The sequence below is a fragment of the Lysobacter sp. F6437 genome (genome assembly GCF_052547215.1).
In genome coordinates, this window is the sequence record NZ_JBQWRB010000001.1 from 583,441 (window position 1) to 606,505 (window position 23,065).

At 67.6% G+C, this 23,065-nt stretch carries 23 protein-coding genes; 4 read left to right on the plus strand and 19 right to left on the minus strand.

All coding sequences use genetic code 11. The features are described from left to right. Nucleotides 1-46: 46 nt before the first annotated feature. The 14 genes from lpxK to ACT9F5_RS02660 all read right to left on the minus strand — a co-directional run bounded on the left by lpxK (nt 47) and on the right by ACT9F5_RS02660 (nt 12,892). Nucleotides 47-1,099, minus strand: coding sequence for a tetraacyldisaccharide 4'-kinase (gene lpxK, locus ACT9F5_RS02595; protein ID WP_445118366.1), 1,053 nt, complete (start codon nt 1,097-1,099; stop codon nt 47-49). After that, nucleotides 1,096-2,844, minus strand: coding sequence for a lipid A export permease/ATP-binding protein MsbA (gene msbA, locus ACT9F5_RS02600; protein ID WP_445118367.1), 1,749 nt, complete (start codon nt 2,842-2,844; stop codon nt 1,096-1,098). The genes lpxK and msbA overlap by 4 nt, the downstream gene beginning before the upstream one ends. Next, a complete protein-coding gene (locus ACT9F5_RS02605; RefSeq protein WP_445118368.1) occupies nt 2,841-3,284 on the minus strand; it encodes a biopolymer transporter ExbD in 444 nt (147 codons plus the stop codon). Before ACT9F5_RS02605 ends, msbA begins: the two co-directional genes overlap by 4 nt. 4 nt (nt 3,285-3,288) lie before the next feature. After that, the gene (locus ACT9F5_RS02610; protein WP_445118369.1) at nt 3,289-3,951 is read right to left on the minus strand and encodes a MotA/TolQ/ExbB proton channel family protein; all 663 of its coding nucleotides are present in this window, start codon (nt 3,949-3,951) and stop codon (nt 3,289-3,291) included. A gap of 39 nt (nt 3,952-3,990) precedes the next feature. Then, entirely contained in the window at nt 3,991-6,381 is a 2,391-nt protein-coding gene (locus ACT9F5_RS02615; RefSeq protein WP_445118370.1) for a DNA internalization-related competence protein ComEC/Rec2, read from the minus strand. A 78-nt stretch (nt 6,382-6,459) separates the two neighbouring features. After that, complete coding sequence (gene lolD / locus ACT9F5_RS02620; RefSeq protein ID WP_445118371.1) at nt 6,460-7,179, minus strand: lipoprotein-releasing ABC transporter ATP-binding protein LolD; 720 nt, start codon at nt 7,177-7,179, stop codon at nt 6,460-6,462. Then, nucleotides 7,172-8,416 carry a lipoprotein-releasing ABC transporter permease subunit gene (locus ACT9F5_RS02625; protein ID WP_445118372.1) on the minus strand — a complete coding sequence of 415 codons (1,245 nt, stop codon included), beginning with the start codon at nt 8,414-8,416 and terminating at the stop codon, nt 7,172-7,174. Before ACT9F5_RS02625 ends, lolD begins: the two co-directional genes overlap by 8 nt. A 6-nt stretch (nt 8,417-8,422) precedes the next feature. After that, nucleotides 8,423-8,875, minus strand: a complete 453-nt coding sequence (locus tag ACT9F5_RS02630; protein ID WP_445118373.1) for a hypothetical protein — start codon at nt 8,873-8,875, stop codon at nt 8,423-8,425. After that, complete coding sequence (locus tag ACT9F5_RS02635; RefSeq protein WP_445119480.1) at nt 8,826-9,023, minus strand: succinate dehydrogenase assembly factor 2; 198 nt, start codon at nt 9,021-9,023, stop codon at nt 8,826-8,828. The genes ACT9F5_RS02630 and ACT9F5_RS02635 overlap by 50 nt, the downstream gene beginning before the upstream one ends. A 53-nt stretch (nt 9,024-9,076) precedes the next feature. Further along, nucleotides 9,077-9,862, minus strand: a complete 786-nt coding sequence (locus ACT9F5_RS02640; protein ID WP_445118374.1) for a succinate dehydrogenase iron-sulfur subunit — start codon at nt 9,860-9,862, stop codon at nt 9,077-9,079. A gap of 114 nt (nt 9,863-9,976) precedes the next feature. Further along, nucleotides 9,977-11,785, minus strand: a complete 1,809-nt coding sequence (gene sdhA, locus ACT9F5_RS02645) for a succinate dehydrogenase flavoprotein subunit (RefSeq protein WP_445118375.1) — start codon at nt 11,783-11,785, stop codon at nt 9,977-9,979. 6 nt (nt 11,786-11,791) lie between these two features. Beyond that, nucleotides 11,792-12,184, minus strand: a complete 393-nt coding sequence (sdhD, locus tag ACT9F5_RS02650) for a succinate dehydrogenase, hydrophobic membrane anchor protein (protein WP_445118376.1) — start codon at nt 12,182-12,184, stop codon at nt 11,792-11,794. Further along, nucleotides 12,181-12,591, minus strand: a complete 411-nt coding sequence (sdhC, locus tag ACT9F5_RS02655) for a succinate dehydrogenase, cytochrome b556 subunit (protein WP_445118377.1) — start codon at nt 12,589-12,591, stop codon at nt 12,181-12,183. Before sdhC ends, sdhD begins: the two co-directional genes overlap by 4 nt. Nucleotides 12,592-12,682: 91 nt before the next feature. Continuing rightward, nucleotides 12,683-12,892: a DUF1674 domain-containing protein gene (locus ACT9F5_RS02660; RefSeq protein WP_445118378.1), complete on the minus strand. Its 210-nt coding sequence runs from the start codon at nt 12,890-12,892 to the stop codon at nt 12,683-12,685. A gap of 20 nt (nt 12,893-12,912) precedes the next feature. Between ACT9F5_RS02660 and ygfZ the strand changes: the two genes are divergently transcribed. Continuing rightward, on the plus strand, nt 12,913-13,800 hold the full coding sequence (ygfZ, locus tag ACT9F5_RS02665) for a CAF17-like 4Fe-4S cluster assembly/insertion protein YgfZ (protein ID WP_445118379.1): 888 nt from the start codon (nt 12,913-12,915) through the stop codon (nt 13,798-13,800). A gap of 134 nt (nt 13,801-13,934) precedes the next feature. On the opposite strand, the gene ACT9F5_RS02670 is transcribed toward ygfZ, so the two are convergent. The 3 genes from ACT9F5_RS02670 to ACT9F5_RS02680 form a co-directional block, all read right to left on the minus strand. Further along, a complete protein-coding gene (locus ACT9F5_RS02670) occupies nt 13,935-16,208 on the minus strand; it encodes a thiamine pyrophosphate-dependent enzyme (RefSeq protein ID WP_445118380.1) in 2,274 nt (757 codons plus the stop codon). 112 nt (nt 16,209-16,320) lie between these two features. Continuing rightward, on the minus strand, nt 16,321-16,878 hold the full coding sequence (locus ACT9F5_RS02675) for a GNAT family N-acetyltransferase (RefSeq protein ID WP_445118381.1): 558 nt from the start codon (nt 16,876-16,878) through the stop codon (nt 16,321-16,323). Nucleotides 16,879-16,912: 34 nt separating this feature from the next. Continuing rightward, on the minus strand, nt 16,913-18,076 hold the full coding sequence (locus ACT9F5_RS02680; RefSeq protein WP_445118382.1) for an acyl-CoA dehydrogenase family protein: 1,164 nt from the start codon (nt 18,074-18,076) through the stop codon (nt 16,913-16,915). A gap of 177 nt (nt 18,077-18,253) precedes the next feature. Here ACT9F5_RS02680 and ACT9F5_RS02685 point away from each other — a divergent pair, with 177 nt between their 5' ends. Further along, nucleotides 18,254-20,074 (plus strand): DUF885 family protein, encoded by a 1,821-nt coding sequence (locus tag ACT9F5_RS02685; protein WP_445119481.1) that lies wholly within the window; start codon nt 18,254-18,256, stop codon nt 20,072-20,074. Nucleotides 20,075-20,141: 67 nt separating this feature from the next. Here the strand turns inward: ACT9F5_RS02685 and ACT9F5_RS02690 are convergent, their stop codons facing one another. After that, nucleotides 20,142-20,948: a glycine zipper 2TM domain-containing protein gene (locus ACT9F5_RS02690; protein ID WP_445118383.1), complete on the minus strand. Its 807-nt coding sequence runs from the start codon at nt 20,946-20,948 to the stop codon at nt 20,142-20,144. Nucleotides 20,949-21,128: 180 nt separating this feature from the next. On the opposite strand from ACT9F5_RS02690, the gene ACT9F5_RS02695 reads away from it, so the two are divergent. Both ACT9F5_RS02695 and ACT9F5_RS02700 read left to right on the plus strand, forming a co-directional pair. Further along, the gene (locus ACT9F5_RS02695) at nt 21,129-21,368 is read left to right on the plus strand and encodes a DUF6116 family protein (RefSeq protein ID WP_445118384.1); all 240 of its coding nucleotides are present in this window, start codon (nt 21,129-21,131) and stop codon (nt 21,366-21,368) included. Between the two features lie 4 nt (nt 21,369-21,372). Further along, nucleotides 21,373-22,236 carry a TatD family hydrolase gene (locus tag ACT9F5_RS02700; RefSeq protein ID WP_445118385.1) on the plus strand — a complete coding sequence of 288 codons (864 nt, stop codon included), beginning with the start codon at nt 21,373-21,375 and terminating at the stop codon, nt 22,234-22,236. Here the strand turns inward: ACT9F5_RS02700 and ACT9F5_RS02705 are convergent. Further along, on the minus strand, nt 22,148-22,975 hold the full coding sequence (locus ACT9F5_RS02705; protein ID WP_445118386.1) for a ThiF family adenylyltransferase: 828 nt from the start codon (nt 22,973-22,975) through the stop codon (nt 22,148-22,150). The genes ACT9F5_RS02700 and ACT9F5_RS02705 overlap by 89 nt on opposite strands. Between the last annotated feature and the right edge of the window lie 90 nt (nt 22,976-23,065).

Consider the following 23,065-nt stretch of genomic DNA (forward strand, 5'->3'; position numbering starts at 1 on the left):
GGAACCGATACGGGCAAACGATTCCAGATCGCGGCTGAAGCCGCTCCTACAGGGGCGACCGGGGGCTGTCGATGGCCTGCAGGCGGTCGAGCAGGGAGATCCAGAATGCTTCGGGCAATTCCGCGCGCACCGGGACGCTATAGAACGCGTCGGTGGCGAACTCGGCGCACTTCACCGCGTCTTTCTCGGTCATCAGCACCGGCAACGGACTACCGAACTCGAAATCGCTTGCGCGGTAGCGGTGGTGGTCGGCGAAAGCGTGCGGAACCACCGCGATGCCGAGCGCGCGCAGCATTGCGAAATAACGTTCGGGGTTGCCGATGCCGGCGACGGCATGGACGCGGTGGCCGGAGAAGGTCTCCAGCGCCCGCGGGCGTCCGCCGAGGATCGGCATCGCGCGATCGGCGTGCAGCCGCATCGGCCATTCGCCGAAGCCGGTATCCCCGCCATTGGCGCCCGCCGCCCCGGGGATGCTGGCAACGTTGATGACGCGGAAATCGCAGTCGGCGCCCCGCTCCGGCATCTCGCGCAACGGCCCGGCGGGCAGCAACTGGCCATTGCCATAGCGGCGCCGGCCGTCGACCACCTCGATCTCGATATCCCGCTTCAACCGGTAGTGCTGCAGGCCGTCGTCGCAGATCACGATGTCGCAACCCACCTCGGCAAGGGCCTTGGCCGCCGCCGCGCGATCGCGGTCGGCGCGCAGCTTGACGCCGGTGCGGCGAGCGATCAGCACCGGTTCGTCGCCGCCGATCTCGGGCGGCGTATCGGCCTCGACCCAGACCGCGGAACCGATGTCGGCGCGCCCGTAACCGCGGCTGGCCACGCCGGGCGTCCAGCCTTCGCTGCGCAACCGCTCGACCAGCGCGATCGTCATCGGGGTCTTGCCGGCGCCGCCCGCGGTGATGTTGCCGACGACCACCACCGGCACGCCCGGATGCCGGCTGCGGAACCAGCCTGCGCGGTACAGCTTGCGACGCACGCTGGTCACCGCGCCGTAGACCGACGCGAGCAGGCGCGACGCCAGCGGTACCGGCGCGTCGCCGTACCAGTACGCTGGCTGGTGTTCGCGGCGGGATCCCGGACCTGCGTTGTTCATTGGGCCTCGCGGAACTGCATGCGGTGCAGGTGGGCGTACAGCCCCTCCCGTGCCACCAGTTCGGAATGTGTGCCGCGCTCGACGATGCGGCCTTCGTCGAGCACCAGCACCTGGTCGGCGTGTTCGATGGTCGACAGGCGGTGTGCGATCACCAGCGTGGTGCGGTCGGGCATCAGCCGGTTGAGCGCATCCTGCACCAGGCGTTCGGATTCGGTGTCGAGCGCGGCTGTGGCCTCGTCGAGGATCAGGATCGGCGCGTCCTTCAGCATCGCCCGGGCAATCGCGAGGCGCTGGCGCTGGCCGCCGGACAGGCGCCCGCCCTTGCTGCCGATGCTGGTTTCGGTACCGTCGGGCAGGCGCTCGACGAACTCCATCGCATTGGCGCCGCGAATCGCCTGGTCGAGGCCTTCGGGTTGCGCCTGTTCGAGTTCGCCGTAGGCCACGTTGGCGGCAACCGAGCCGTCGAACAGCATCACCTGTTGGCCGACCAGCGCGATCTGCCTGCGCAGGTCGGCCAGCTTGTACTCGCGCAGGCGATGGCCGTCGAGCAGGATCTCGCCGGACTCCACTTCATAGAACCGCGGGATCAGCTTGATCAGGGTCGACTTGCCGCTGCCGGAACGCCCGACGATCGCGGTGACCGTGCCCGGTTTCGCGATGAAGCTGGCATCGGCCAGCGCCGCCTGTTGCTGGCCCGGGTAACGCGCGCTGACATCGCGGAACTCGATGACGCCGCGGGCGCGATCAAGCGGCCGGCTGCCGTCGTCGACCTCGTCGTCGGCGTCGATCACGTCGAACAGGCGGTCGGCGGAAGCCACGCCCCGCTGCAACATGCCCTGCACGTTGGTCAGCTGCTTCAGCGCCGGGATGACCGCCATCATCGAGATCATCAGGACCACGAAGCCGCCCGCCTCCAGCCGCCCGGCAATCGCCTCCCTACCGGCGAAGAACAGCAGCAGCGCCAGCCCGATCGCTCCCATCACCTGCACCAGCGCCGAGGAGATGCTGCGGGTCGATTCGACCTTGAGGCTGAGCTTGAGGTGGTGGTCGGCCTGGCCCGCGTAGCGCTTCAGCTCGACGCCCTGGGCGCCATAGACCTTGACCTCCTGCTGGTTGGCCAGGGCCTGGTCGGCCGACTGCATCAGCGTCGCCCCGCTTTCCTGGATCTTGTGGCTGATCCGCCGGTAGCGCTTGCCGACCTTGTCCATGACCCAGGCCAGCGGCGGCGCCATGATCAGGATCGCGATGGTCACCTGCCAGCTGGTCCACAACATCACGCCGAGCATCGCGATCACCTGCAGCGATTGCTGCAGCATCACTTTCATCGCGTCGATCGCGGCCTGCGCGACCTGGTCGCTGTCGGACCCGAGACGGACCAGCATCGATGGCACCGGTTCGCTGTCGAAGCGCAGCCCCGGCAACCGCAGGTACTTGCCCAGCACCTGCACCCGCAGGTCCCGGGCGATGCTGCGGCCCGACCGCGCCATGCACATGTCGGTGATGTAGCCGGCGATGCCGCGCAACACGAACAGGCCGACGATCGCCAACGGCAACAGCAGGCTCAGGCTGGTGTCCCTGGTGATGAAGGTCTCGTCGATGATCGGTTCCATCAACTTGGTGAAACCAGCGGCGGCGGCGGCCTCGAACAGCATCGCGATACCCGCCACCACCAGCAGCGAGCGGTACGGCCGGGCGAACCGGATCAGCCGCCGATAGACCTGCCACGGCGATGCGGCCTGGGTCACTGGGTGGCCCCTGGGCTCGCGTCGGGCGCGGCCGGCGGCGCGGTCGCACTCATGATCCGGTTGAAGCCGAGCTGGCCGAGTGCGTCGTAGACGGTCACCACCGCCTGGTACGGCGTGCGGGCATCGGCGCGCAGCATCACCGGACGGTCGCGCTCGCTGCCGGCGACTTCGGAGATGGTCTCCTTGAGCGACGCGATGTCGGTACGCAGCACCTCGCGATCACCGACGAAATAACGACCCTCGGCATTGACCAGCACCACCAGCGCCTGCTCGGCCTCGCTCTGCTCGCCGGTCGCGCGTGGCAGCTCGAGCTGGATCACCGAGCGCGCATCGAAGGTCGCGGTGACCACGAAGAAGATGATCAGCACCAGGATGACGTCGATCATCGGGACCAGGTTGATCTCCGGCTCGTCGTCGGCGCGATGGTCGCGGATGCGCATGCGGTCAGCTCGCGCTCACCGGCGGGGAGATGCCGTGCGCGCCGGGTGCGACCTGCGCCGAGGCCGGCGGGGTCTCGATGGTGTCGAGCAATTGCATCGCCTCGTGCTCCATGTCGACGATGTACTCGGCGATGCGGCCGCGGAACCAGCGGTGCGCCATCAACGCCGGGATCGCCACGATCATGCCGGTCGCGGTGCACACCAGCGCCTTGCCGATGCCGCCGGCGAGCTGGTTCACGTCGCCGATGCCGTGGTCGAGGATGCCGAGGAACATCTGGATCATACCGACCACGGTGCCGAACAGGCCGAGCAGCGGACCGGCGGCGGCGATCGTGCCGAGCGAGTTGAGGTAGCGCTCCATCCGGTGCACGAGATGGCGGCCGACGTCCTCGATGCGCTCGCGGATCTGGTCGCGCGGGCGATGGCGCACGTCAAGCGCGGCGGCGAGCAATGCGCCCAGTGGCGATGTCGCGCGCAGGGACTCGATGTGGCTGGGGTCGAGCTTGCCGCCCGCTGCCCAGGTGCGGACTTCCCGGCCGAGTCGGGGTGGCACCACCGCCGACCGCCGCAACGTCCAGGCCCGCTCGATGATGATCGCCAGCGCCAGCACGGTGAGCATCAACAGCGGGATCATCGGCCAACCGCCGGCCTTGACCAGTTCCAGCACGCGCAATCCTCCGGCCCGGGGCCGATTTCAGAAGGGGGTTCAATCCGGCCGATAGGATAGCCCAGCCGACTCCCCAGCCGGCGCCCGACCCGCCCGTGCCGCGGCGTCCCACAGGCGCGGGTGTGCGCGCCGTCGCGTTTCCGCCCGTGGTCCCCCGTCATCCAGCCGTACGGTGACTGCCCCGCCCTCGGCCGTATCCAGGGTGTCCGCACCGGCGCGGTGCCAGCGATCGGTGACATCCGGTTTCGGATGGCCGAACCGGTTGCCATGGCCGCTGGAAACCAGTGCCAGCCGTGCGCCGGTCGCCGCGACGAACCCGGGATCGGACGCGCTGGCACTGCCGTGGTGGGCGATTGCGACCACCTCGGCCTGCACCGAGGCGGCCGGATCGATGCCGGCGCGCCGCACCAGGTCACGCTCGATCACTTCGCCGATGTCACCGGTCAGCAAGGCGGAGCCGTGCGCGGTCGTTATGCGCAGCACGCAACTCGCCTCGTTGCCCAAGTACGGGAAGTACGGCGGCGGATGCAGGAACCGGAACGCCACCCCGTCCCAGCGCCACTCCTGCCCGGCCACGCACGATGCGGTATCCGGCACCGGCGCCCCCTCCGGCGCGCGGGCCGCCGCAACCGGGAAACCGCGTCGGACCGCCCCGAAGCCGCCGGCGTGGTCACTGTCACCGTGGCTGACCACCGCCATGTCGAGCCTGCGTACTCCCAGTGCGTACAGCGCCGGGAGGACGACGCGTTCACCCGCATCGAAACCGTCCGGCATCGCCGGACCCATGTCGTAGAGCAGGCTGTGGTTTGCGGTGCGGACCAGCACCGACAGTCCCTGCCCGACATCAAGCATCTGCAGTTCTGCCGCGCCGGGTCCTGGCAGGTTGCGGTCCGGCCACAAAAGCGGGAGCCATAACAGTAATGCCAGCGGCCGACCCGGCAGGCCACGCGGCAACAGCAGCCAGAATGCACCGATCATCGCCAATGGCAGCGCGAACCAGCGTGGTTCGGTCAGCCACCACAGTGCCAGGTCGCTCTCCGCCAGCGCCTCGAACAACGACCAGCTGCGCTCGAAGCACCATGCCGCGGCCCGCCATGGCCACTCGCCCAACCCCGCGTGCAGGCTCTCAAGCGCGGTACCGACCAGCGCCAGCGGCACCACCACCAGGCTCCACCAGGGCACCGCCAGCAGGTTGGCCACCGGCCCGACCAGTGATGCCTGCCCGAACAACACCACGCTCAACGGGAGCAGCCCGAGGGTGGCGACGCCCTGCGCCGACAGGAGGTCGCGGACGGGCTTGCGTCCTGCACCCGGCAGGCACCACAAGAGCCAGGCGACGCCCAGGAAACTCAGCCAGAAGCCGGCGCCCAGCACCGCCAGCGGATCGACCAGCAGGATCGCGATCGCCGCCAGCGCCAGGCTGTCGAACGTGCTGGCATTGCGACGCGACACCCGCAACCCGGCCACCACGGCGATCATCAGGACTGTACGCACGGTCGGCAGCGCGAATCCCGCGACCGCGGCATACAGCGCGGCACCGAGCAGGCCAGCGATGGCCGCCGCGACGGGTCTGGGGCAACGGCGCCCGAGCGCCGGAAACAGCCACCACGTCCCTGCCACGAGCAATGCGAAGAAGCCCGCCACGAGGCCGACGTGAAAGCCGGAAATCGCCACCAGGTGGGTCAGGCCGTTGGCCCGGAGCACGTGCCAGTCGGCGTCGTCGAGGCCGCGGGTATCGCCCAGCGCCAGCGCGCGGACGAACCGCGATGCACCGTCCGGGACCAGCGTCTCGATCCGGGCTGACATCGACTCCCGCCACGCCTGCAGGCCTTCGGCCGGTGACAACAGACGTGCGGCTTCGGGATTGCGGACATAGCCGCTGGCGGCCAGCCGCCGTGCCAGCGCGTGCTTCTCGCTGTCGAAGCCACCGGGATTGCGCAACCCGCGCGGTGCACGCACACGAGCGCTAAGTTGCCATCGCTGGCCCGCGTGCAGACGGTCCCGTCCGGTTGCCGTGCCGTCGAAGTCGTCGTACCAGGAGAGTTGCAGCAGGCGTCCACGCAAGGGCGCGGGCTGGTCGTCGCGGTCGACGACGCGGAACGCAAAGGCGGTGCGACGCGATTCGCGCTCGGGCAACTCGACCACCCGCCCCTCGACGGTGACCTCGCGCTTTTCCCAGTCCAGCGGCAACTGCACCGACAACGCGTGGCCGGCGTGCAGCCCGGCCAATGCGAAGCCGAACAGTGCGACACCGAGCCAGCGGATCGCGCGCCCTCGCCACCACAACAGGACGCCGGGTACAAACATCGCCAGCAGCAACGCACGCGGTGCCAGCACTGGCGACCACAGGCAGGCGGAGACGCCCGCAAGCAAGGCCAGTGCGGCGACCGTGCCGAACGGTGCGATCGTCAACCAACCGGCCCGGGGCACTGCTTCTGCCTGGTGACAAGCCCCGGCGACTCCGGCCGGGTGTTGGGATAACGGCTTCCCTGCCGTTTCATTCATGGCTTACGCCTCGCTGGGCGGGATTTCCCGCAATTTCCCTTCGTGCAGTTCCAGGACCCGGTCGAGTCGTCGCGCGAGGCGCCGATCGTGGGTGACCAGGACCAGGCTGGTGTGCTGTTCGCGGTTGAGTTCGAGCATCAACTCGAACACCGTCGCCGCGGTCTTCTCGTCGAGGTTGCCGGTCGGCTCGTCACCGAGCACGCAGGCCGGCTGGTTGACCAGCGCACGGGCGACGGCGGCACGCTGGCGCTCGCCGCCGGACAATTCGCCCGGCTTGTGCTCGAGACGATGCCCTAGGCCGACGGACTCCAGCAACACCTGCGCACGTTTGCGCGCGTCGGGAACGTGGGTGCCATTGAGTAGCACCGGCAGCATCACGTTCTCGACCGCGGTGAATTCCGGCAGCAGGTGGTGGAACTGGTAGACGAAGCCGAGTGCCTTGTTGCGCAGCGAGCCGCGTGCGGCGTCGGACAACGCGCTCATCTTCCGGCCCGCGACGAAGACTTCGCCGGCGGTCGGCGTGTCCAGGCCGCCGAGCAAGTGCAGCAGGGTGCTCTTGCCGGCGCCGGACGCCCCGAGGATCGCAACGGTCTCGCCCTTGCCCACAGCCAGGTTCAGGCCGTCGAACACCGGCGTTCGCATCTTGCCTTCGGCGTAGACCATGCCCAACCCGTCGCAGCTGATCACGGCCTCGGGGATGCTGGTGTTGATCGACTCACTCATAGCGCAGCGCCTCCGCCGGTGGGGTGCGTGCCGCGCGCCAGGCCGGGTAGATCGTCGCGATCAGCGCCATCACCAGCGCGACCGCGGCGATCGCGATCACGTCGCTGGTCTTCAGCTCGGTCGGCAGGCCGGTGATGTAGTAGACGTCCTCCGGCAACAGGGTCACGCCGAACACCTTCTCGATCGCGAACAGGATGTGCTCCAGGTTGAGGGTCAGCACGATGCCGCCGATGACGCCGAGCACGGTGCCGATCACGCCGATCAGGCTGCCCTGCACCACGAATACCGTCATCACCCCGCGCGGGCTCAGGCCGAGCGTGCGCAGGATCGCGATGTCGGCCTGCTTGTCGGTCACCAGCATCACCTGGGACGACACCAGGTTGAACGCGCCCATCGCGATGATCAGCGACAACAGGATCGCCATCATCGTCTTCTCCATCTTCAACGCGCGGAACATGTTGGCGTTGTCGGTGGTCCAGTCGCTGACCGCGAAGCCGCCGCCCAGGTCGAGCGCCAGGTCACGCGCGACATCCCAGGCCAGGTTCATGTCATGCAGCTTCAAGCGCACGCCGGTGACGCCCTCGCCCATCCTCAAGACGCGTTGCAGGTCGTTCATGTCCACGAACGCCATGCTGCGGTCGTATTCGTTGTAGCCGACCTCGAACACCCCGCTGACCGCGAAGCGCTTGAACTGCGGGAGCGCGCCGATCGGAGAGCCGCGTGCGTCGGCCAGCATCATCACCACGTCGTCGCCGACGCCCACGCCGAGCCAGGCGGCAAGCTCGCGGCCGAGGATGATGTTGAAGCTGCCCGGCTGCAGTGATTCCAGCTCGCCGGACACCATCTTGTCGCCGAGCACGGATACGGTGCGCTCGTCGGCCGGCACCACGCCACGGACGAACGCCGGTTGCTGGCGGGCACCATTGAGCAGCGCTTCCTTCTCCACGTAGGGTGCCGCGCCGGCCACGCGCGGATCCGCCAGCGCCAGGTCGACGGCGCGTTGCCATTCGGTGATCGGGTTGCCGTGGGCGCTGACGGTCGCGTGCGCGGCCATCTGCAACATGCGGTCGCGGATCTCGCGCTGGAAGCCGGTCATCACCGCCAGGGTGGTGATCAACGCCGCGACGCCCAGCGCGATGCCGAGGATCGAGGCCAGCGAGATGAAGGAGATGAAGCCGTTACGGCGCTTGGCACGCAGGTAGCGCAGGCCGATGGCAACAGGAATTGGTTTGAACATAGCGTTCTATGGTGCCATCGAAGCCGGGTCGCGCGGGGATGTTTCGATCGGCGCGGCCAGCCGAAGTTCACGGCGGCTGGCGGTCGACAGGGTATCGGGCCACCAAGCCAGCCGATGCGTCCTGCCCCCGCGGTCGCGCCAGTGGGCAAATGCCAGTACGCCGCGCCAATCGATCCGGAAGTCGTCGACGCGCTCGCCGTCGATCTCGACCACGGCACCCTCGTCGCGGATCAGCACGTCACGCGGCTGGCGGCGTGACTCGCGGTACGCCAGCCAGGTGCCGTAGCCGAGGGTGATCACGGCCAGCGGCCACGCCACGTGCCCCGGCAGGTCGGACGCCAGCAACGAGGTCGCGGCCAGCACCGCAAGCAGGCACAGTGCGGCAATCAGCCAGCGCGACGGGCGCCACTCAAACCGGCAGGGAGCGGATGCGCTGGACCAGTGCGGCAAGTTCGGCATCGGACGGGGTCTCGTGGCCCATGAACCAGTGCCAGAGCTTATCGTCCTCGCAATCCAGCAACCGTAGGAAAACCCCGCGCTGCGGCTCGGAATCCCGCCGCCACTCGGTGTCGAGATAGCGACCGAACAACTGGTCGAGCTCGCGCATGCCACGCCGGGACTTCCAGCGCAGGCGGCGCAGCTCGGCGTCGTCGGCGCCGGTCAAAGAGCCCGGCGCTCCAACATGAGCTTCTTGGTCTCGGCGATCGCCTGCGCCGGGTTCAGCCCCTTCGGGCAGGTCCGGGTGCAGTTCATGATCGTGTGGCAGCGATACAGCTTGAACGGGTCTTCAAGGTCGTCCAGGCGCGCACCGGTGTCCTCATCGCGGCTGTCGACGATCCAGCGGTAGGCCTGCAGCAGGATCGCCGGGCCGAGGTAGCGCTCGCCGTTCCACCAGTAGCTCGGGCAGCTGGTGCTGCAGCATGCGCACAGGATGCATTCGTACAGGCCGTCGAGCTTCTTGCGGTCGGCCGGCGACTGCAGGCGCTCGCGGTCGGTCGGCGCCGGGGTCTGGGTGCGGATCCACGGCTTGATCGACGCGTACTGGGCGTAGAAGTGGGTCAGGTCCGGCACCAGGTCCTTGACCACGTCCATGTGCGGCAGCGGGTAGATCGGCACGTCGGCCTTGGCGCAATCCTCGATCGCCTTGGTGCACGCCAGCGTATTGGTGCCGTCGATGTTCATCGCGCACGAACCGCAGATGCCCTCGCGGCAGGAGCGACGGAAGGTCAGGGTCGGGTCGATCTCGTTCTTGATCTTGATCAGCGCGTCCAGGACCATCGGGCCGCAGGTCGCCATGTCCACCTCGTAGGTGTCCACGCGCGGCTTCATGCCGTCGTCCGGGTTCCAGCGATAGACCTTGAAGGTGCGAGGTTGCTTCGCGCCCTGCGCCGGCCAATGACGGCCCTGCTGGATCTGCGAGTTCTTGGGAAGGGTGAATTCGGCCATCGTTGTTTCCTGCGTCACCGCCGAAGCGGGTTTTGTAGGAGCGGCTTTAGCCGCGATCGGCGAGTCGGTCGCTCGCACCGGTTCAAGATCGCGGCTGAAGCCGCTCCTACAGGGTCAATACACGCGCTTCTTCGGCGGCACCACGTCGACATCCTTGCTCAACGTGTACATGTGCACCGGGCGGTAGTCGATGCGGGTGTTGCCGGCCTCGTCGACCCAGCACAGGCTGTGCTTGTGCCAGTTGGCGTCGTCGCGGTCCGGGAAGTCGTCGCGGGCGTGTGCGCCGCGCGATTCCTTGCGGTTCTCGGCGCAGACGATCGTCGCCAGCGCCTGGTCCAGCAGGTTGCGCAATTCGTAGGTCTCGACCAGGTCGGTGTTCCAGATCAGCGAGCGGTCGCTGACCTTGACGTCGGCGAACGAGGCGTGGATCTCGCGGATCTTCGCGACGCCCTCTTCCAGCGTGTCCTGGGTGCGGAACACCGCGGCATCGGCCTGCATCGCGCGCTGCATCTTGTCGCGGATGACCGCGGTCGGCGTGCTGCCATTGGCGTTGCGCAACTTGTCGAGGCGCTCCAGCGCGGCGTCGCAGGCATCGACCGGCAGGTCGGGCTGTGGTGCGTCGGACACGATCGTCTCGGCGCAACGGTTGGCGACCGCGCGACCGAACACCACCAGGTCGAGCAGCGAGTTGGAGCCCAGCCGGTTGGCGCCGTGCACCGACACGCAGGCGGCCTCGCCGATCGCGTACAGGCCCGGCACCACTTCGTCGGGATTGCCGTTCTTCAACTGCACCACTTCGCCGTGGTAGTTGGTCGGGATGCCGCCCATGTTGTAGTGGACGGTCGGGATCACCGGGATCGGTTCTTTCTCGACATCGACGTTGGCGAAGATGCGGGCCGACTCGGCGATGCCCGGCAGCTTCTCGTGGATGACCTCGGGACCGAGGTGGGTCAGGTCGAGCAGCATGTGGTCCTTGTGCTCGCCGACGCCGCGGCCTTCGCGGATCTCCATCGTCATCGCGCGGCTGACCACGTCGCGCGAGGCGAGGTCCTTGGCCGACGGTGCGTAGCGCTCCATGAAGCGCTCGCCCTGGGCGTTGCGCAGGATGCCGCCTTCGCCGCGCACGCCTTCGGTGATCAGGCAGCCGGCGCCGTAGATGCCGGTCGGGTGGAACTGCACGAACTCCATGTCCTGCAGCGCGATGCCGGCGCGCAGCGCCATGCCGCCACCGTCGCCGGTGCAGGTATGCGCGGAGGTCGCGGAGAAATATGCACGGCCGTAGCCGCCGGTCGCCAGCACCGTGCCCTGCGCGCGGAACAGGTGCAGCGTGCCCTCGGCCAGGTCCAGCGCGAGCACGCCGCGGCAGGTGCCGTCGGCGTCCATGATCAGATCGAGTGCGAAGTACTCGATGAAGAACTGCGCGTCGTGCGCCAGCGACTGCTGGTACAGCGTGTGCAGGATCGCGTGGCCGGTGCGGTCGGCCGCGGCGCAGGTACGCTGCGCGGCCGGGCCTTCGCCGTACTTGGTCGTCATGCCGCCGAACGGGCGCTGGTAGATGCGGCCGTCGTCGGTACGCGAGAACGGCACGCCCTGGTGCTCAAGCTCGATGATCGCCGGGATCGCCTCGCGGCACATGTACTCGATCGCGTCCTGGTCGCCCAGCCAGTCCGAGCCCTTGATGGTGTCGTAGTAGTGGTAGCGCCAGTCGTCCTCGCCCATGTTGCCGAGCGCAGCGGCGACGCCACCCTGCGCGGCCACGGTGTGCGAACGGGTCGGGAACACCTTGGTGATGCAGGCCGTCTTGAGCCCCTTCTGGGCCAGGCCGAAGGTGGCGCGCAGGCCGGCGCCACCGGCACCGACCACCAGCATGTCGAACACGTGCTCGGTGATCTTGTAATCAGGATTCTTGGATGCAGCGGCCATTGTCGATCAGGCTCCCAGCGAAATACGGATGACGGCGAGCACGCTGGCGAGTCCGGCGAGAGCGCAAACGAAAATGACGGCGAGTTGCGAGACAGCCGCAAGCCATGGCGTGTGGACGTAGTCCTCGACAATCACCTGCATGCCGAGCTTGGCGTGCCAGAACGAGGCGACCAGGAACGCCACCAGCAGGATCGCGTTCCACGGTTGCGCGACGGTCACGCGCACGGTGGCGTAGTCGGCACCGATCAGCCAGACCACCAGCCCGACCACGTAGAGCGTCAGGGGCACCAGCGCGATCGCGGTGATGCGCTGATTGATGAAGTGACCGGTTCCGTCCTTGGCCGAGCCCAGTCCACGGGCGCGCTTGAGCGGCGTGCGGAGGTTGTCGTTGACCTTCATGCGCCACCCCACTGCGTCATCGCCACGACCCACACCAGCGCGGTCAGCACCAGGCTGCCAAACACCGAAATCCAGCTGTTGCGGACGAAGCTGTCAATGGAGAAACCCAGCCCCGCGTCCTGCAGCAAGTGGCGGATACCGTTGACCAGATGGAACGCAAGCGACCAGCTCCAGCCGAACAGGACCAAGAACCCCAGCGGCGAACGCGCGAAACCGCTGAAACTGGACCACTGCTCCGGCCCCGCCGCCAGCGACATCAGTCCGCAGGCAAGCAACAGGCTGCCGAGTACGAGGACGATCCCGGTGCCGCGATGCAGGATCGAGGTCACCATTTGCACCTGCCAGCTGTAGACCTGCAGGTGGGGTGAGAGTGGTCGCGGGGACCGGGGGCGTTCGCTGTTCGCCATGCGCTGGCTGTCTCGGCGGGGCGGCCGGGGCCGCGTGGCAGGAGTGGATCTGGAAATTGGTGTCGGCAGGATGTCGGGCGGGATAGTCGGGTCAGAAATCGATGCAACGACCATTCTTCTCCCAGTCACCGAAACGGGTGGGATCGGGACCGTCCCGCCCGCCGAACTCCTCGGCGACCGGCGTATCCGCGGTTGCTGTTTCAGCGCTTTCGCCGGACCGCCCGGTTGTCGTCGCCGCACCCGCATCGGTGGGCGTCGTGGAACCTGGATCGAGGGTCGTTTGGCCTATCATCACAGCCATGAAGCTTAATTCCCGCCCCCATGCATGACAAGTCGCCAGCACCGGCCAACCCGGTGTTCCCGTTGCCCGGACAGCAAGTGATCGCGATGGACGGACGCGATGCCGCGGCATTCGCGCAAGCCCAATTCATGAACGATCTCAACGGCTTGCAACCCGGCCAGTGGCAGTGGAGCGGCTGGCTGACGCCAAAGGGCCGCGTGGTCGCGTTGTTTGCTTTGCTGAAATGGTCGGAACAGCGCGTCTGGCTGCTGGTGCCCGATGCCGATGCGTTTGCGCTGGCCGAAGGATTGAGGCGGTTCCTGTTCCGCAGCAAGGTGACCATCGAGGTGCGCGACGACCTGCAGGTGACGGGAGCGTTCGAGGCGCCGGAAGCGGCGAGCGGCAACGCGTTTTCCGATGACGGAAACGGCGGCACGGAACTCGACATGGGCGCCGAGGGTGGCCCACGCTGCTTGCGGGTCGTTAAGCATGGCCCAGTCGTGGCTACCCGCAGCGCGCGGGACCGAGGATTCGAGGCGCGATGGCAACTGTTCGACCTCGAGCATGGCCTGCCCCGCCTGCCGGCCTCGCAGATCGAGCATTGGACCCCGCAACAACTGTCGCTGGAAAGGCTACGCGCCTTCAGCGTCAAGAAAGGCTGCTACCCGGGCCAGGAAATCGTCGCGCGCACCCACTTCCTCGGCAAGGCGAAGCGTGGGCTGGTGTTGCTGGAGGGGGATGCGCCGATGCTCCCCGAAGCGGAAGTGCATGGCGGCGATCGCGCACTCGGCAGCGTGGTCGCCAGCGCCGATGCCGACAGCCGGCACCTCGCACTGGCGGTGTTGCCACTCGGGCGCGACGAGGCGGAGTTGTCGATCGACGCACGGGCCGTGCGTGTCATTCCCATCAAGGAAGGCCTGGCCCGCTGACAACGGCGACGCCCCTACCCCTGTAGGAGCGGCTTCAGCCGCGATCTGGAGTCGTTCGCCCGCACCGACTTCCGATCGCGGCTGAAGCCGCTCCTACGAAAAGAAGAAAATCCAGTCGGACAGCCGCTTGGAAGCTAGCTGGCCGCCAGCCGATCCGCAGCGGTGACGATGTCTTCCTCGCCGGGAATCACCAGGAACGCGGCGCCGGCCAGCGGTGTGTAGGTATCGACGCCGACCACGCGCTGGAATGGCCGCTTGCCGTAACCGCCCTCGATGATCGCGGTGATCACGCCCTCGCCGACGCCGGCGCTGCGACGACCCTCGTCGACGATGATGATTCGCTTGGCATTGCGCGCCTGCTCGACGATGAAGTCCTCGTTGAGTGGCACCAGCCAGCGCAGGTCGACCACCCTCGCCTTCCAGCCGTGCTTCTGCTCGATCTGGCGCGCAGCGCGCAGGCTCATCGGCACGCCGTTGCCGTAGGTGAAGATCACCAGGTCGTCGTTGTCCGCGTCATACACGCGCCCCTCGCCCAGCGACATCGCCTCGCCCGGTGCGGGGAAGCCGGTCAGCCAGCCGCCGTCGCCGGCCTCGTGCAGATCCTTGGTCATGTACAGCGCGATCGGTTCCAGGAACACCGCGACCCGGCCATCGACCTTCGCCAGTGCGGTCAGCGTGCGCAGCATCGTCACCGCATCGTCGCCGCGCGACGGGCAGCCGACGACCAGCCCGGGGATGTCGCGCAGCGCGGTGATCGAGTTGTCGTTGTGGAAGTGGCCACCGAAGCCACGCTGGTAGCCCAGGCCGGCGATGCGCACGACCATCGGGTTGCGGTACTGGTCGTTGCTGAAGAACTGCAGCGACGCCGCTTCGCCACGCAGCTGGTCGCCGGCGTTGTGGAAGTACGCGAGGTACTGGATCTCCGGGATCGGCAGCAGGCCAACGTTGGCGAAACCCTGCGCCATGCCCAGGATCATGGTTTCGTCGAGCAACGTGTTGAACACACGGCGCGGGCCGAACGCCTTCTGCAGGCCTCGGGTGACGGTGTAGACGCCGCCCTTCTGCGCCACATCCTCGCCGAACAACAATGTTTCCGGGTACTTGGCGAAGGTGTCGTGCAGGGCGTTGTTGATCTGGATCGCCAGGTGGCGCGGCGCCTGCTGCTCGGGCAGCTTGTCTTCGCCACCGAATACTTTCAGCCGGCGCTGTGCGTAGTCGGCGCGCTCGGCCTCTTTCTTGACCGCCGCCGGGGTGTACGGCGCCAGCGGCGCGATGACGTCGTCGAGCCGATCGAGCTTGGGCCGGCTGTCGGCCTCTTCGGCAGCGGCGAAGCAACGCTTGCGAGTGGACTCGTACAGCGCGAGCACCTCGTCCTTCGACATCAGGCCCGACTGCAGTGCGATCGCCGCCGAACGCAGCAACGGGTCACTGGCCTCGACCGCGCACAACTCCTCGATCGAACGCCACTCGATCTCGAAGTCGGTGCCGGCATGGCCCATGATCCGGGTCGTGCGCAGGTGCAGAAAGGTCGGGCGACGGGTCCTGCGGCAATGCTCGACCGCACGCTGCACGTCGGCGTAGCCGCTGGCCAGGTCGAGGCCGTCGGCGTAGAAATAGTCGAGGTCCGGACGCTGCGAGAAATTGCGCTCGATCCAGCCGTTCGGTGTCTTGACCGAGATGCCGATGCCGTTGTCCTCGCAGACGAACAGCACCGGCGCGGGCAGCTTCTGGTAGGCGGTCCAGGCGGCGGCGTTGAACGCGGTCTGCGCGGTGGCATGGTTGCTCGACGCATCGCCGAACGAGCAGATCGCGATGCTGTCGTCGGGGATCGGCAGGTCGTAGCCGATGCGGCGGCCGGTCTCGATCGCGATCGCGGTGCCGAGCGCCTTGGGCAGGTGCGAGGCGATCGTCGAGGTCTGCGGCAGCACCCACAACGGCTTGCTGCCCCAGACCTTGTGGCGGCCGCCGGAGATCGGATCCTCGCTGCTGGCGGCGAAGCTCAACGCCGAGTCCATCACCGGGTCCATGCCCGGCAGCTTGCGGAAGCGCTCGGCCATGAAACCGCCGCTGCGGTAGTGCAGGAACGCGGGGTCGGTGTGGCGGGTCGCGCGCGCGACCATCGCGTTGCCTTCGTGGCCGGAGCTGCCGATCGTGTAGAAGACCTTGTTCTGGACCCGCAGCACGCGCGCCATCAGGTCGAGGTGGCGGCTGATCAGCTGCGACTCGAACAGCTCGCTGAAACCCTGCGCGTCGAGCGCGCTGCCGTCGAGGATCGGTTCGTGCGGCGCGGGAGCCGCGTCGACCTCGCCATCCCAGTCCCGCACGAATTCGCTGAAGTTGACGTCGCAGATCTCGGCGCGGTTGAGGCCTTTCATGCGTGCCGGAATGCGGTTGGGGAGTATCGACATGGTCAGTTGCTGTCTTGTTGTAGGAGCGGCTTCAGCCGCGATCTGAAAATCGATGGGGCGACCGGACATCCGATCGCGGCTGAAGCCGCTCCTACGGGAAGACGGAGCGGGGTTAACGGAAGGAACGGCGGGCGACCCACTGCTCGCGGGTCTGCCCCCATATTTCCACCGGATGGTCTTCGAACGGCGCCGGCAACCGGCCCGGCCCACGATTGGTCGAACCCAGCCGCTCGGCCAACGCCTGCGAAGCGCGATTGTCCGGATCGATCGAGTGGATCACCTCGGACCATTGCAAATGGTCGAACGCCCAGTCGATCGCCGCCGTCGCCGCCTCCATCGCGTAACCGCGGCCCCACGACGAGCGCTTGAACGACCAGCCCACCTCTGTTCCGGGCCAACCCTCGGGCTGCCACGGACCGGCCTGGCCAATCCACTCGCCGCTGGCCTTCTCGATCACCGAGAACATCGCGAATCCCTGGACCACCCAGGCCCCCGGCATCTGCAGGAACCTGCGCCACGCGGCGGAACGCGGCGTCTGGCCACCGATGTAGCGCGCCGCCTCTTCGTCGCCCACCAGTTCGGCGAAGCCATCGAAATCCTGGCGCTGCTGGGGGCGCAGGATCAGGCGTTCGGTTTCGAGCGTAGGGCCGAGTTGGGGCGCGACGGTCATGGGCGAAAGTTCCTGGGGATTGGGTGGGGCGGCTCTAGAACGCGTTGATCCCGGTCAGTTCACGACCCACCACGAGCTGGTGCACGGTCTCCGTGCCCTCGTAGGTGATCACCGACTCGAGGTTCAGCGCGTGGCGGATGGCGACGTGCTCGGTGGTGATGCCGGCGCCGCCGAGCAGGTCGCGGCACTGGCGGGCGATGTCGATCGCCATCCGGCAGTTGTTCCACTTGGCCAGCGAGACCTGGGTCGGCGCCATGTTGCCGGCATCCTTCAGGCGACCCAACTGCACGACCAGCAACTGCGCCATCGTGATCCGGCGCGCCATGTCGGCCAGCTTCAGCTGGGCCGATTGCGTCGCCGCCACCGGGCGGTCGAACAGGATGCGTTCCTTCGAATAGTTCAACGCCTCGTCCAGGCAGGCGATCGCCGCACCGATCGGGCCCCAGGTGATGCCGTAGCGAGCCTGGGTCAGGCAGCCGAGTGGACCCTTGAGGCCCTTGACGTTCGGCAGGCGGTTGGCCTCGGGCACGCGCACGTTGTCGAAGAACAGCGACGAGGTCACCGACGCGCGCAGCGACATCTTGTGCTTGATCTCCTGCGCGGCGAAACCCGCCATGCCCTTCTCGACCACGAAGCCCTGGATGCCCTCGTCGGTCTGTGCCCAGACAATTGCGATGTCGGCCAGGTTGCCGTTGGTGATCCACATCTTGGAGCCGTTGAGGATCCAGTCGCCGCCGTCCTTCCTGGCGTTGGTCTTCATGTTGGCCGGGTCGGAACCGCCGTGCGCCTCGGTCAGGCCGAAGCAGCCGATGACCTTGCCGGCGGCCATGTCGGGCAGCCAGCGCTTCTTCTGCTCCTCCGAGCCGTAGGCGAAGATCGGGTACATGCACAGCGAAGACTGCACGCTGACGAAGCTGCGGATGCCACTGTCGCCGCGCTCCAGCTCCTGGCAGATCAGGCCGTAGGACACCGCGTTGAGCCCACCACCGCCGTACTCCTCCGGCAGGGTGGAACCGAGCAGGCCGAGCTCGGCGATCTCCGGCACCAGTTCCTTGGGGAACCGGCCCTGGTCGAAGGCGTCGCCGATGATCGGCAGCACGCGCTCATCGGTGAACCGCGCCACCGTGTCCTGCACCGCGCGCTCCTCTTCGCTGAGCAGGGAGCGGACGTCGTACAGATCGTAGGGGTGCAGGGCCATGGTCGACTCGAACGTGGGAAAACGATCATTGTAAGGCGGTCGTCGACGCGAAGGCACCCGCCACGCGGGACATGCACAGCCGGGGCGATGGAAACCACCAACTCCGGCACGAGCCCCGTGCGGCAGGGATGCGAAGATGCGGCAATTCCATCCGTGGAGATGCCCGTGAAGACCGTCCTGTCCGTCCTGATCGCCGCCCACCTCGCCCTGGCCGCCGCACCGGTCGCCGCCTCCGGGCAGGCCACGCCATCCGCCACGACCGCCGGAACCGATGCCGCCGAGGCCACCCTCTCCGAAACCGACCGCCGCTTCCAGGCCATCCACGAGCGCGAATGGGCCTGGCGCGAGCAGCAGTTGGGCATGGCCGACGAGGACAGCGACGCACCACCGCTGCACCACCTGCCCGCGGTCGACGCCGAAAGCCAGGCCGCGCGGCTGGCGATGTGGGAGAGCGTGCTCACCAAACTCGACGCGATCGACCCGGCCAAGCTGTCGCCGGAAAACCGCATCCACCTCGCGGTGTACCGCCCGCAGCTGGAGAACCTCGCTGCCGAGGTCCGCTTCCGCAGCTACGAGATGCCGTTCAATTCGGACTCCTCGTTCTGGTCGAACCTGTCGTTCATGGCGCGCGGCGACTTCGAGTCGGCCGAGGAGTACCGCGCCTACATCGACCGCCTGGCCGACGTGCCGCGCTATTTCGATGAGCAGATCGCCAACATGCGGGCCGGCCTGGCGCGCGGCTTCAGCGTGCCGCGCGCGGTACTCGACGGCCGCGATGTCTCGATCGCGATGGTGGCCGAACTCGATGACCCGACCGCCTCGGAGTTGTACGAACCGTTCAAGAACCTTCCGACGACGATCCCCGCCGATGTGAGGGAACAGTTGCAAACCGACGCCCGCAACGCGATCGCCGACCACGTCATCCCCGCCCACCAGCAGCTGCTGACCTTCTTCCGCGAGGAGTACGTGCCGCAGGCGCGCACTACGCTGGGCGCTTCCGAGATGCCCGACGGCGAGGCCTGGTACCGCCAGCAGATCCACGAATACACCACCCTCGACCTCGGCCCCGACGAGATCCACCAGATCGGCCTGGACGAGGTCGCGCGCATCCGCGCCGAGATGGACGACGTGATCGAGCAGACCGGTTTCGAAGGCAGCTTCCCCGAGTTCCTGCACTTCCTGCGCACCGACCCGCAGTTCTACGCCAAGACGCCGCAGGAGTTGCTCAACCACGCCGCATGGATCGCCAAGCGCGTCGACGCGGTGGTCGGCGACTACATCGGCACCCTGCCCCGCGCGCGCTTCACCATTGTCCCGGTGCCGCCGGCGATCGCGCCGTTCTGGACCGCCGGCCGCGGCGGCAGCAACACCTACTGGCTCAACACCTACGACCTGCCGTCGCGTCCGCTCTACAACCTGCCGGCGTTGACCCTGCACGAGGCTTCGCCGGGCCACGCATTGCAGGGCGCGCTTGCCGAGGAGCAGGACACGCTGCCCGACTTCCGCCGCAACACCTATATTTCCGCGTTCGGCGAAGGCTGGGGCCTGTATGTGGAGAAGCTCGGCGAGGAGATGGGCATCTACGAGACGCCGTACCAGCAATTCGGCCGCCTGACCTACGAGATGTGGCGCGCCTGCCGGCTGGTGATCGACACCGGCGTCCACGCCAAGGGCTGGACCCGCGAGCAGGCGCTGGCCTATCTGCGCGACAACACCGCGTTGAGCGAGCACGAGGTCACCACCGAGGTCGACCGCTACATCTCGTGGCCGGCGCAGGCGCTGAGCTACAAGCTCGGTGAACTCGCGATCGTTCGCCTGCGTGGCGAGGCGGAACAGGCACTGGGCGCCGACTTCGACATCAAGGCCTTCCACGACATGGTGCTGGCGCTCGGCTCGGTGCCGCTTCCAGTGTTGGAGACGCAGGTGCGGGCTTTCATCGCCGACTCGGAGGCGACGGCTGCGCAGGCGACAAAAGACGCCACGGCCACCGCCGGCTGACGTCGCGACAACAGACAAAAAAAGGGGCGGGATCAGACCCGCCCCTCGTGATACATCAACTGATGGTTCAGCCCTTGGTAGTCGCGTCAACGTCGGCCGAAGCGGTCTGCGTGACCACCTCGCCGTCGATCACCGGCAGGCGATCGCCGGTCGGGCGCTCGTCGAGACGCACGGTCTGCTCCTGGCCCTTGTAGCTGTAGGTCACGTCGTAACCGACGACCTGGTCCTCGGTGCCCAGCGAGATGCGCTCACCCGGCTTGCTGCCGGTACGCATGCTGCCCGTGGTGCCGTCCGGGTTGCGATAGGTCACGTCGTAGCCCACCACCGTGGACGACTGCGACGTGTCAGATACGGTGCGGCAGTTGGTCTCGACCCGCTGGGTGACCTGGCCACCCACGTGGTTGCGGTCGACCCGGTTGCCGACGTAGCCACCGGCCACCGCACCGGCCACGGTCGCGGCCTTCTTGCCGTTGCCACCGCCGACCTGGTTACCCAGCGCGCCACCGATGATGGCACCAACGACGGTGCCGCCGACGTTGCCATCGCGCTCGGGGGCACGATCCTGCACGACCACGTCCTCGCAGACCTGGCGCGGCGTGGAGGTGGTGCTGGTCTCGCGCACCGGGTCGGTACCGATCACGGTGGCGAAGAGCTCCTGCTCCTCCTTGACCGGCTCGACCCCGACCACGTCGGCGAATTCGACACCACCGATGCTGCCGTCGGCGGCGAAGTCACCATCAAGGCCGGCAGCGAGCTCCGGGTTGGTACCGGGCGCGTTTTCCTGTGGATCGTTCTGGAAGCCCTGGTACGCGGCTACAGCCACGCCGCCAACGACCAGCGACGCCAATGCAACAGCAATCATGTTCTTGTTCATGGGTAGCCTCCTCGGCGGGAAATGCCCGGTTTTTCGGTTGGCTGCATTGCACCACCGCCAACCTGAACGGGTTGCCAATTTTTTAACGAACACTGTCGCCCGAGTAAACAAACACACCGTGTTAGCGTGATTGGCGTATCACTAATGCCCAATCGGCATCGCATTTACCGAGGACCGCCCATGGCCAACCCGATGTTGCTCCCGCTGCTCGGCTGGGCGCGCAAGTTGCGCTACCCCACCCTGTTCAAGGTCACCGCGCTGGTGTTCGTGGTCAATGTGTTCGTGCCCGACATGATCCCGTTCGTCGACGAGATCCTGTTGGGCCTGGGCACCCTGCTGCTGGCCAACCTCAAGGACCGCAAGGGGTCGGATCGCGAGCCGATCGAGGGTGAAGCAGGCCGCACCAAGCCGCGGCGCTGAGTCGATGGGTGCGGGAGCGGTCGACTTGCTGGTCGACAGTCATTGCCATCTCGATGCCGGCGAATTCGATGCCGACCGTCTGAAGGTGGTCGAACGCGCGCGCGAGGCCGGGGTACGTCGACAGGTCGTGCCTGCCGTCACCGCTGCGTCGTGGCCGAAGCTTCGCGATGTCTGCGCCGACCACGACGGCCTGTTTCCGGCCTACGGCCTGCACCCGATGTTTCTCGGCGAACACCACGAGGCGCATCTCGTCGAGCTGCGCGCATGGTTGGAACGCGAACGCCCGGTAGCGATCGGCGAATGCGGCCTCGACTATTTCGTCGACGACCTCGATCCCGCCGCACAGTCGATCTATTTCGAAGGCCAGTTGCAACTCGCCCGCGAGTTCGACCTGCCCGTGATCGTGCATGCACGCCGTGCGGTGGACGCGGTGACCGCTGCGATCCGCAAGATCGGCCCGTTGCGCGGCGTGGTCCACAGCTTCTCCGGTAGCCGCCAGCAGGCCGAACAGTTGTGGGATCAGGGATTCATGCTCGGGCTCGGCGGCCCGGTGACCTACGAACGCGCCAGCCGCCTGCGCGAACTGGCGGCGACGATGCCGCTGGAATGGCTGCTGCTCGAGACCGACGCCCCCGACCAGCCCGACGCGGCGATCCGCGGCCAGCGCAACGAGCCCGCGCGACTCGCCGTGGTGCTGGAAACCATCGCGCAACTACGCGGGGTCACGCCGTCCGAGGTAGCCACCGCCACCTCCGCCAACGCCGAACGCCTGTTCGGCCTCACACCTCCGGTGTCGCGGACGCCATGCGCGGCTTCAGCAACAACTCCAGCGCCTTGCCCGCCATCGCGAACGCGAATGCCCCCGTGATGTGCGTCGCCGCGCCGAGCCCACCGCCGCAATCGAGCTTCAGCGCCGCGTCGCCCGCCACCTGCGGGCGCAAGCCGCAAACGCTGCCGTCAGCCTGCGGGTAGCGCACGTTTTCCAATGAGTACACGGCCGGCACGCCGAAGTAGCGCTGCGGACTCTTGGGAAAGTTGAACTCGCCGCGCAGCTTCTTGCGGACCAGCGCCAGCATCGCGTCGTGCTCGGTGCGCGACAAGTCGCGTACCCGGACCAGGGTCGGGTCGATCCGCCCGCCCGCCGAGCCGCACACTACCAGCGGCTGCTTGCGGCGCCGGCACCAGGCGATCAGTTCGACCTTGCTGCGGAAGCTGTCGCAGGCATCCAGCACCAGGTCGTATCCCGGCGCAAGCAGTTCACCGAGGTTGCCGGCGACCAGGAAGCTCGGCACCGCCACCACGTCGACCAGCGGGTTGATCGCACGACAGCGTTCGGCCATCGCCTCGACCTTGGGCCGGCCGAACTGGCCTTCGTGCGCGGGCAACTGGCGGTTGCTGTTGGATACGCAGATGTCGTCCGCATCGATCAACGCCAGGTGGCCGACGCCGCTGCGCGCCAGGGCTTCGACCACCCATGAGCCCACCCCGCCCATGCCGACCACCGCAACCCGCGACCCGGCCAGTCGCGCCAGCGCCCCCGCGCCGTAGAGACGGTCGATACCGGCGAAACGCGCTTGCAGGATGGGGTCAAGGGCGGCTGTGTCCATGCCGTCCATTGTAAGCGCGGCCCGCATTTCTGGCCGCCAGCGTGTCGCCGGCCACATGCTATGTTTCCGCCAACTTCGACGGAGACCCGA

Bases quoted from the DNA above. Each gene is read 5' to 3' on its own strand.
- ACT9F5_RS02630 (WP_445118373.1), bottom strand. From the start codon at position 8,875: ATGCCGAACTTGCCGCACTGGTCCAGCGCATCCGCTCCCTGCCGGTTT.
- ACT9F5_RS02635 (WP_445119480.1), bottom strand. From the start codon at position 9,023: ATGCGCGAGCTCGACCAGTTGTTCGGTCGCTATCTCGACACCGAGTGG.
- sdhD (WP_445118376.1), bottom strand. From the start codon at position 12,184: ATGAAGGTCAACGACAACCTCCGCACGCCGCTCAAGCGCGCCCGTGGA.
- sdhA (WP_445118375.1), bottom strand. From the start codon at position 11,785: ATGGCCGCTGCATCCAAGAATCCTGATTACAAGATCACCGAGCACGTG.
- ACT9F5_RS02670 (WP_445118380.1), bottom strand. From the start codon at position 16,208: ATGTCGATACTCCCCAACCGCATTCCGGCACGCATGAAAGGCCTCAAC.
- ACT9F5_RS02695 (WP_445118384.1), top strand. From the start codon at position 21,129: ATGGCCAACCCGATGTTGCTCCCGCTGCTCGGCTGGGCGCGCAAGTTG.
- lpxK (WP_445118366.1), bottom strand. From the start codon at position 1,099: ATGAACAACGCAGGTCCGGGATCCCGCCGCGAACACCAGCCAGCGTAC.
- lolD (WP_445118371.1), bottom strand. From the start codon at position 7,179: ATGAGTGAGTCGATCAACACCAGCATCCCCGAGGCCGTGATCAGCTGC.
- ACT9F5_RS02680 (WP_445118382.1), bottom strand. From the start codon at position 18,076: ATGGCCCTGCACCCCTACGATCTGTACGACGTCCGCTCCCTGCTCAGC.
- ACT9F5_RS02700 (WP_445118385.1), top strand. From the start codon at position 21,373: ATGGGTGCGGGAGCGGTCGACTTGCTGGTCGACAGTCATTGCCATCTC.
- ygfZ (WP_445118379.1), top strand. From the start codon at position 12,913: ATGCATGACAAGTCGCCAGCACCGGCCAACCCGGTGTTCCCGTTGCCC.
- ACT9F5_RS02605 (WP_445118368.1), bottom strand. From the start codon at position 3,284: ATGCGCATCCGCGACCATCGCGCCGACGACGAGCCGGAGATCAACCTG.
- ACT9F5_RS02705 (WP_445118386.1), bottom strand. From the start codon at position 22,975: ATGGACACAGCCGCCCTTGACCCCATCCTGCAAGCGCGTTTCGCCGGT.
- ACT9F5_RS02690 (WP_445118383.1), bottom strand. From the start codon at position 20,948: ATGAACAAGAACATGATTGCTGTTGCATTGGCGTCGCTGGTCGTTGGC.
- ACT9F5_RS02660 (WP_445118378.1), bottom strand. From the start codon at position 12,892: ATGGCTGTGATGATAGGCCAAACGACCCTCGATCCAGGTTCCACGACG.
- ACT9F5_RS02625 (WP_445118372.1), bottom strand. From the start codon at position 8,416: ATGTTCAAACCAATTCCTGTTGCCATCGGCCTGCGCTACCTGCGTGCC.
- sdhC (WP_445118377.1), bottom strand. From the start codon at position 12,591: ATGGCGAACAGCGAACGCCCCCGGTCCCCGCGACCACTCTCACCCCAC.
- ACT9F5_RS02675 (WP_445118381.1), bottom strand. From the start codon at position 16,878: ATGACCGTCGCGCCCCAACTCGGCCCTACGCTCGAAACCGAACGCCTG.
- ACT9F5_RS02640 (WP_445118374.1), bottom strand. From the start codon at position 9,862: ATGGCCGAATTCACCCTTCCCAAGAACTCGCAGATCCAGCAGGGCCGT.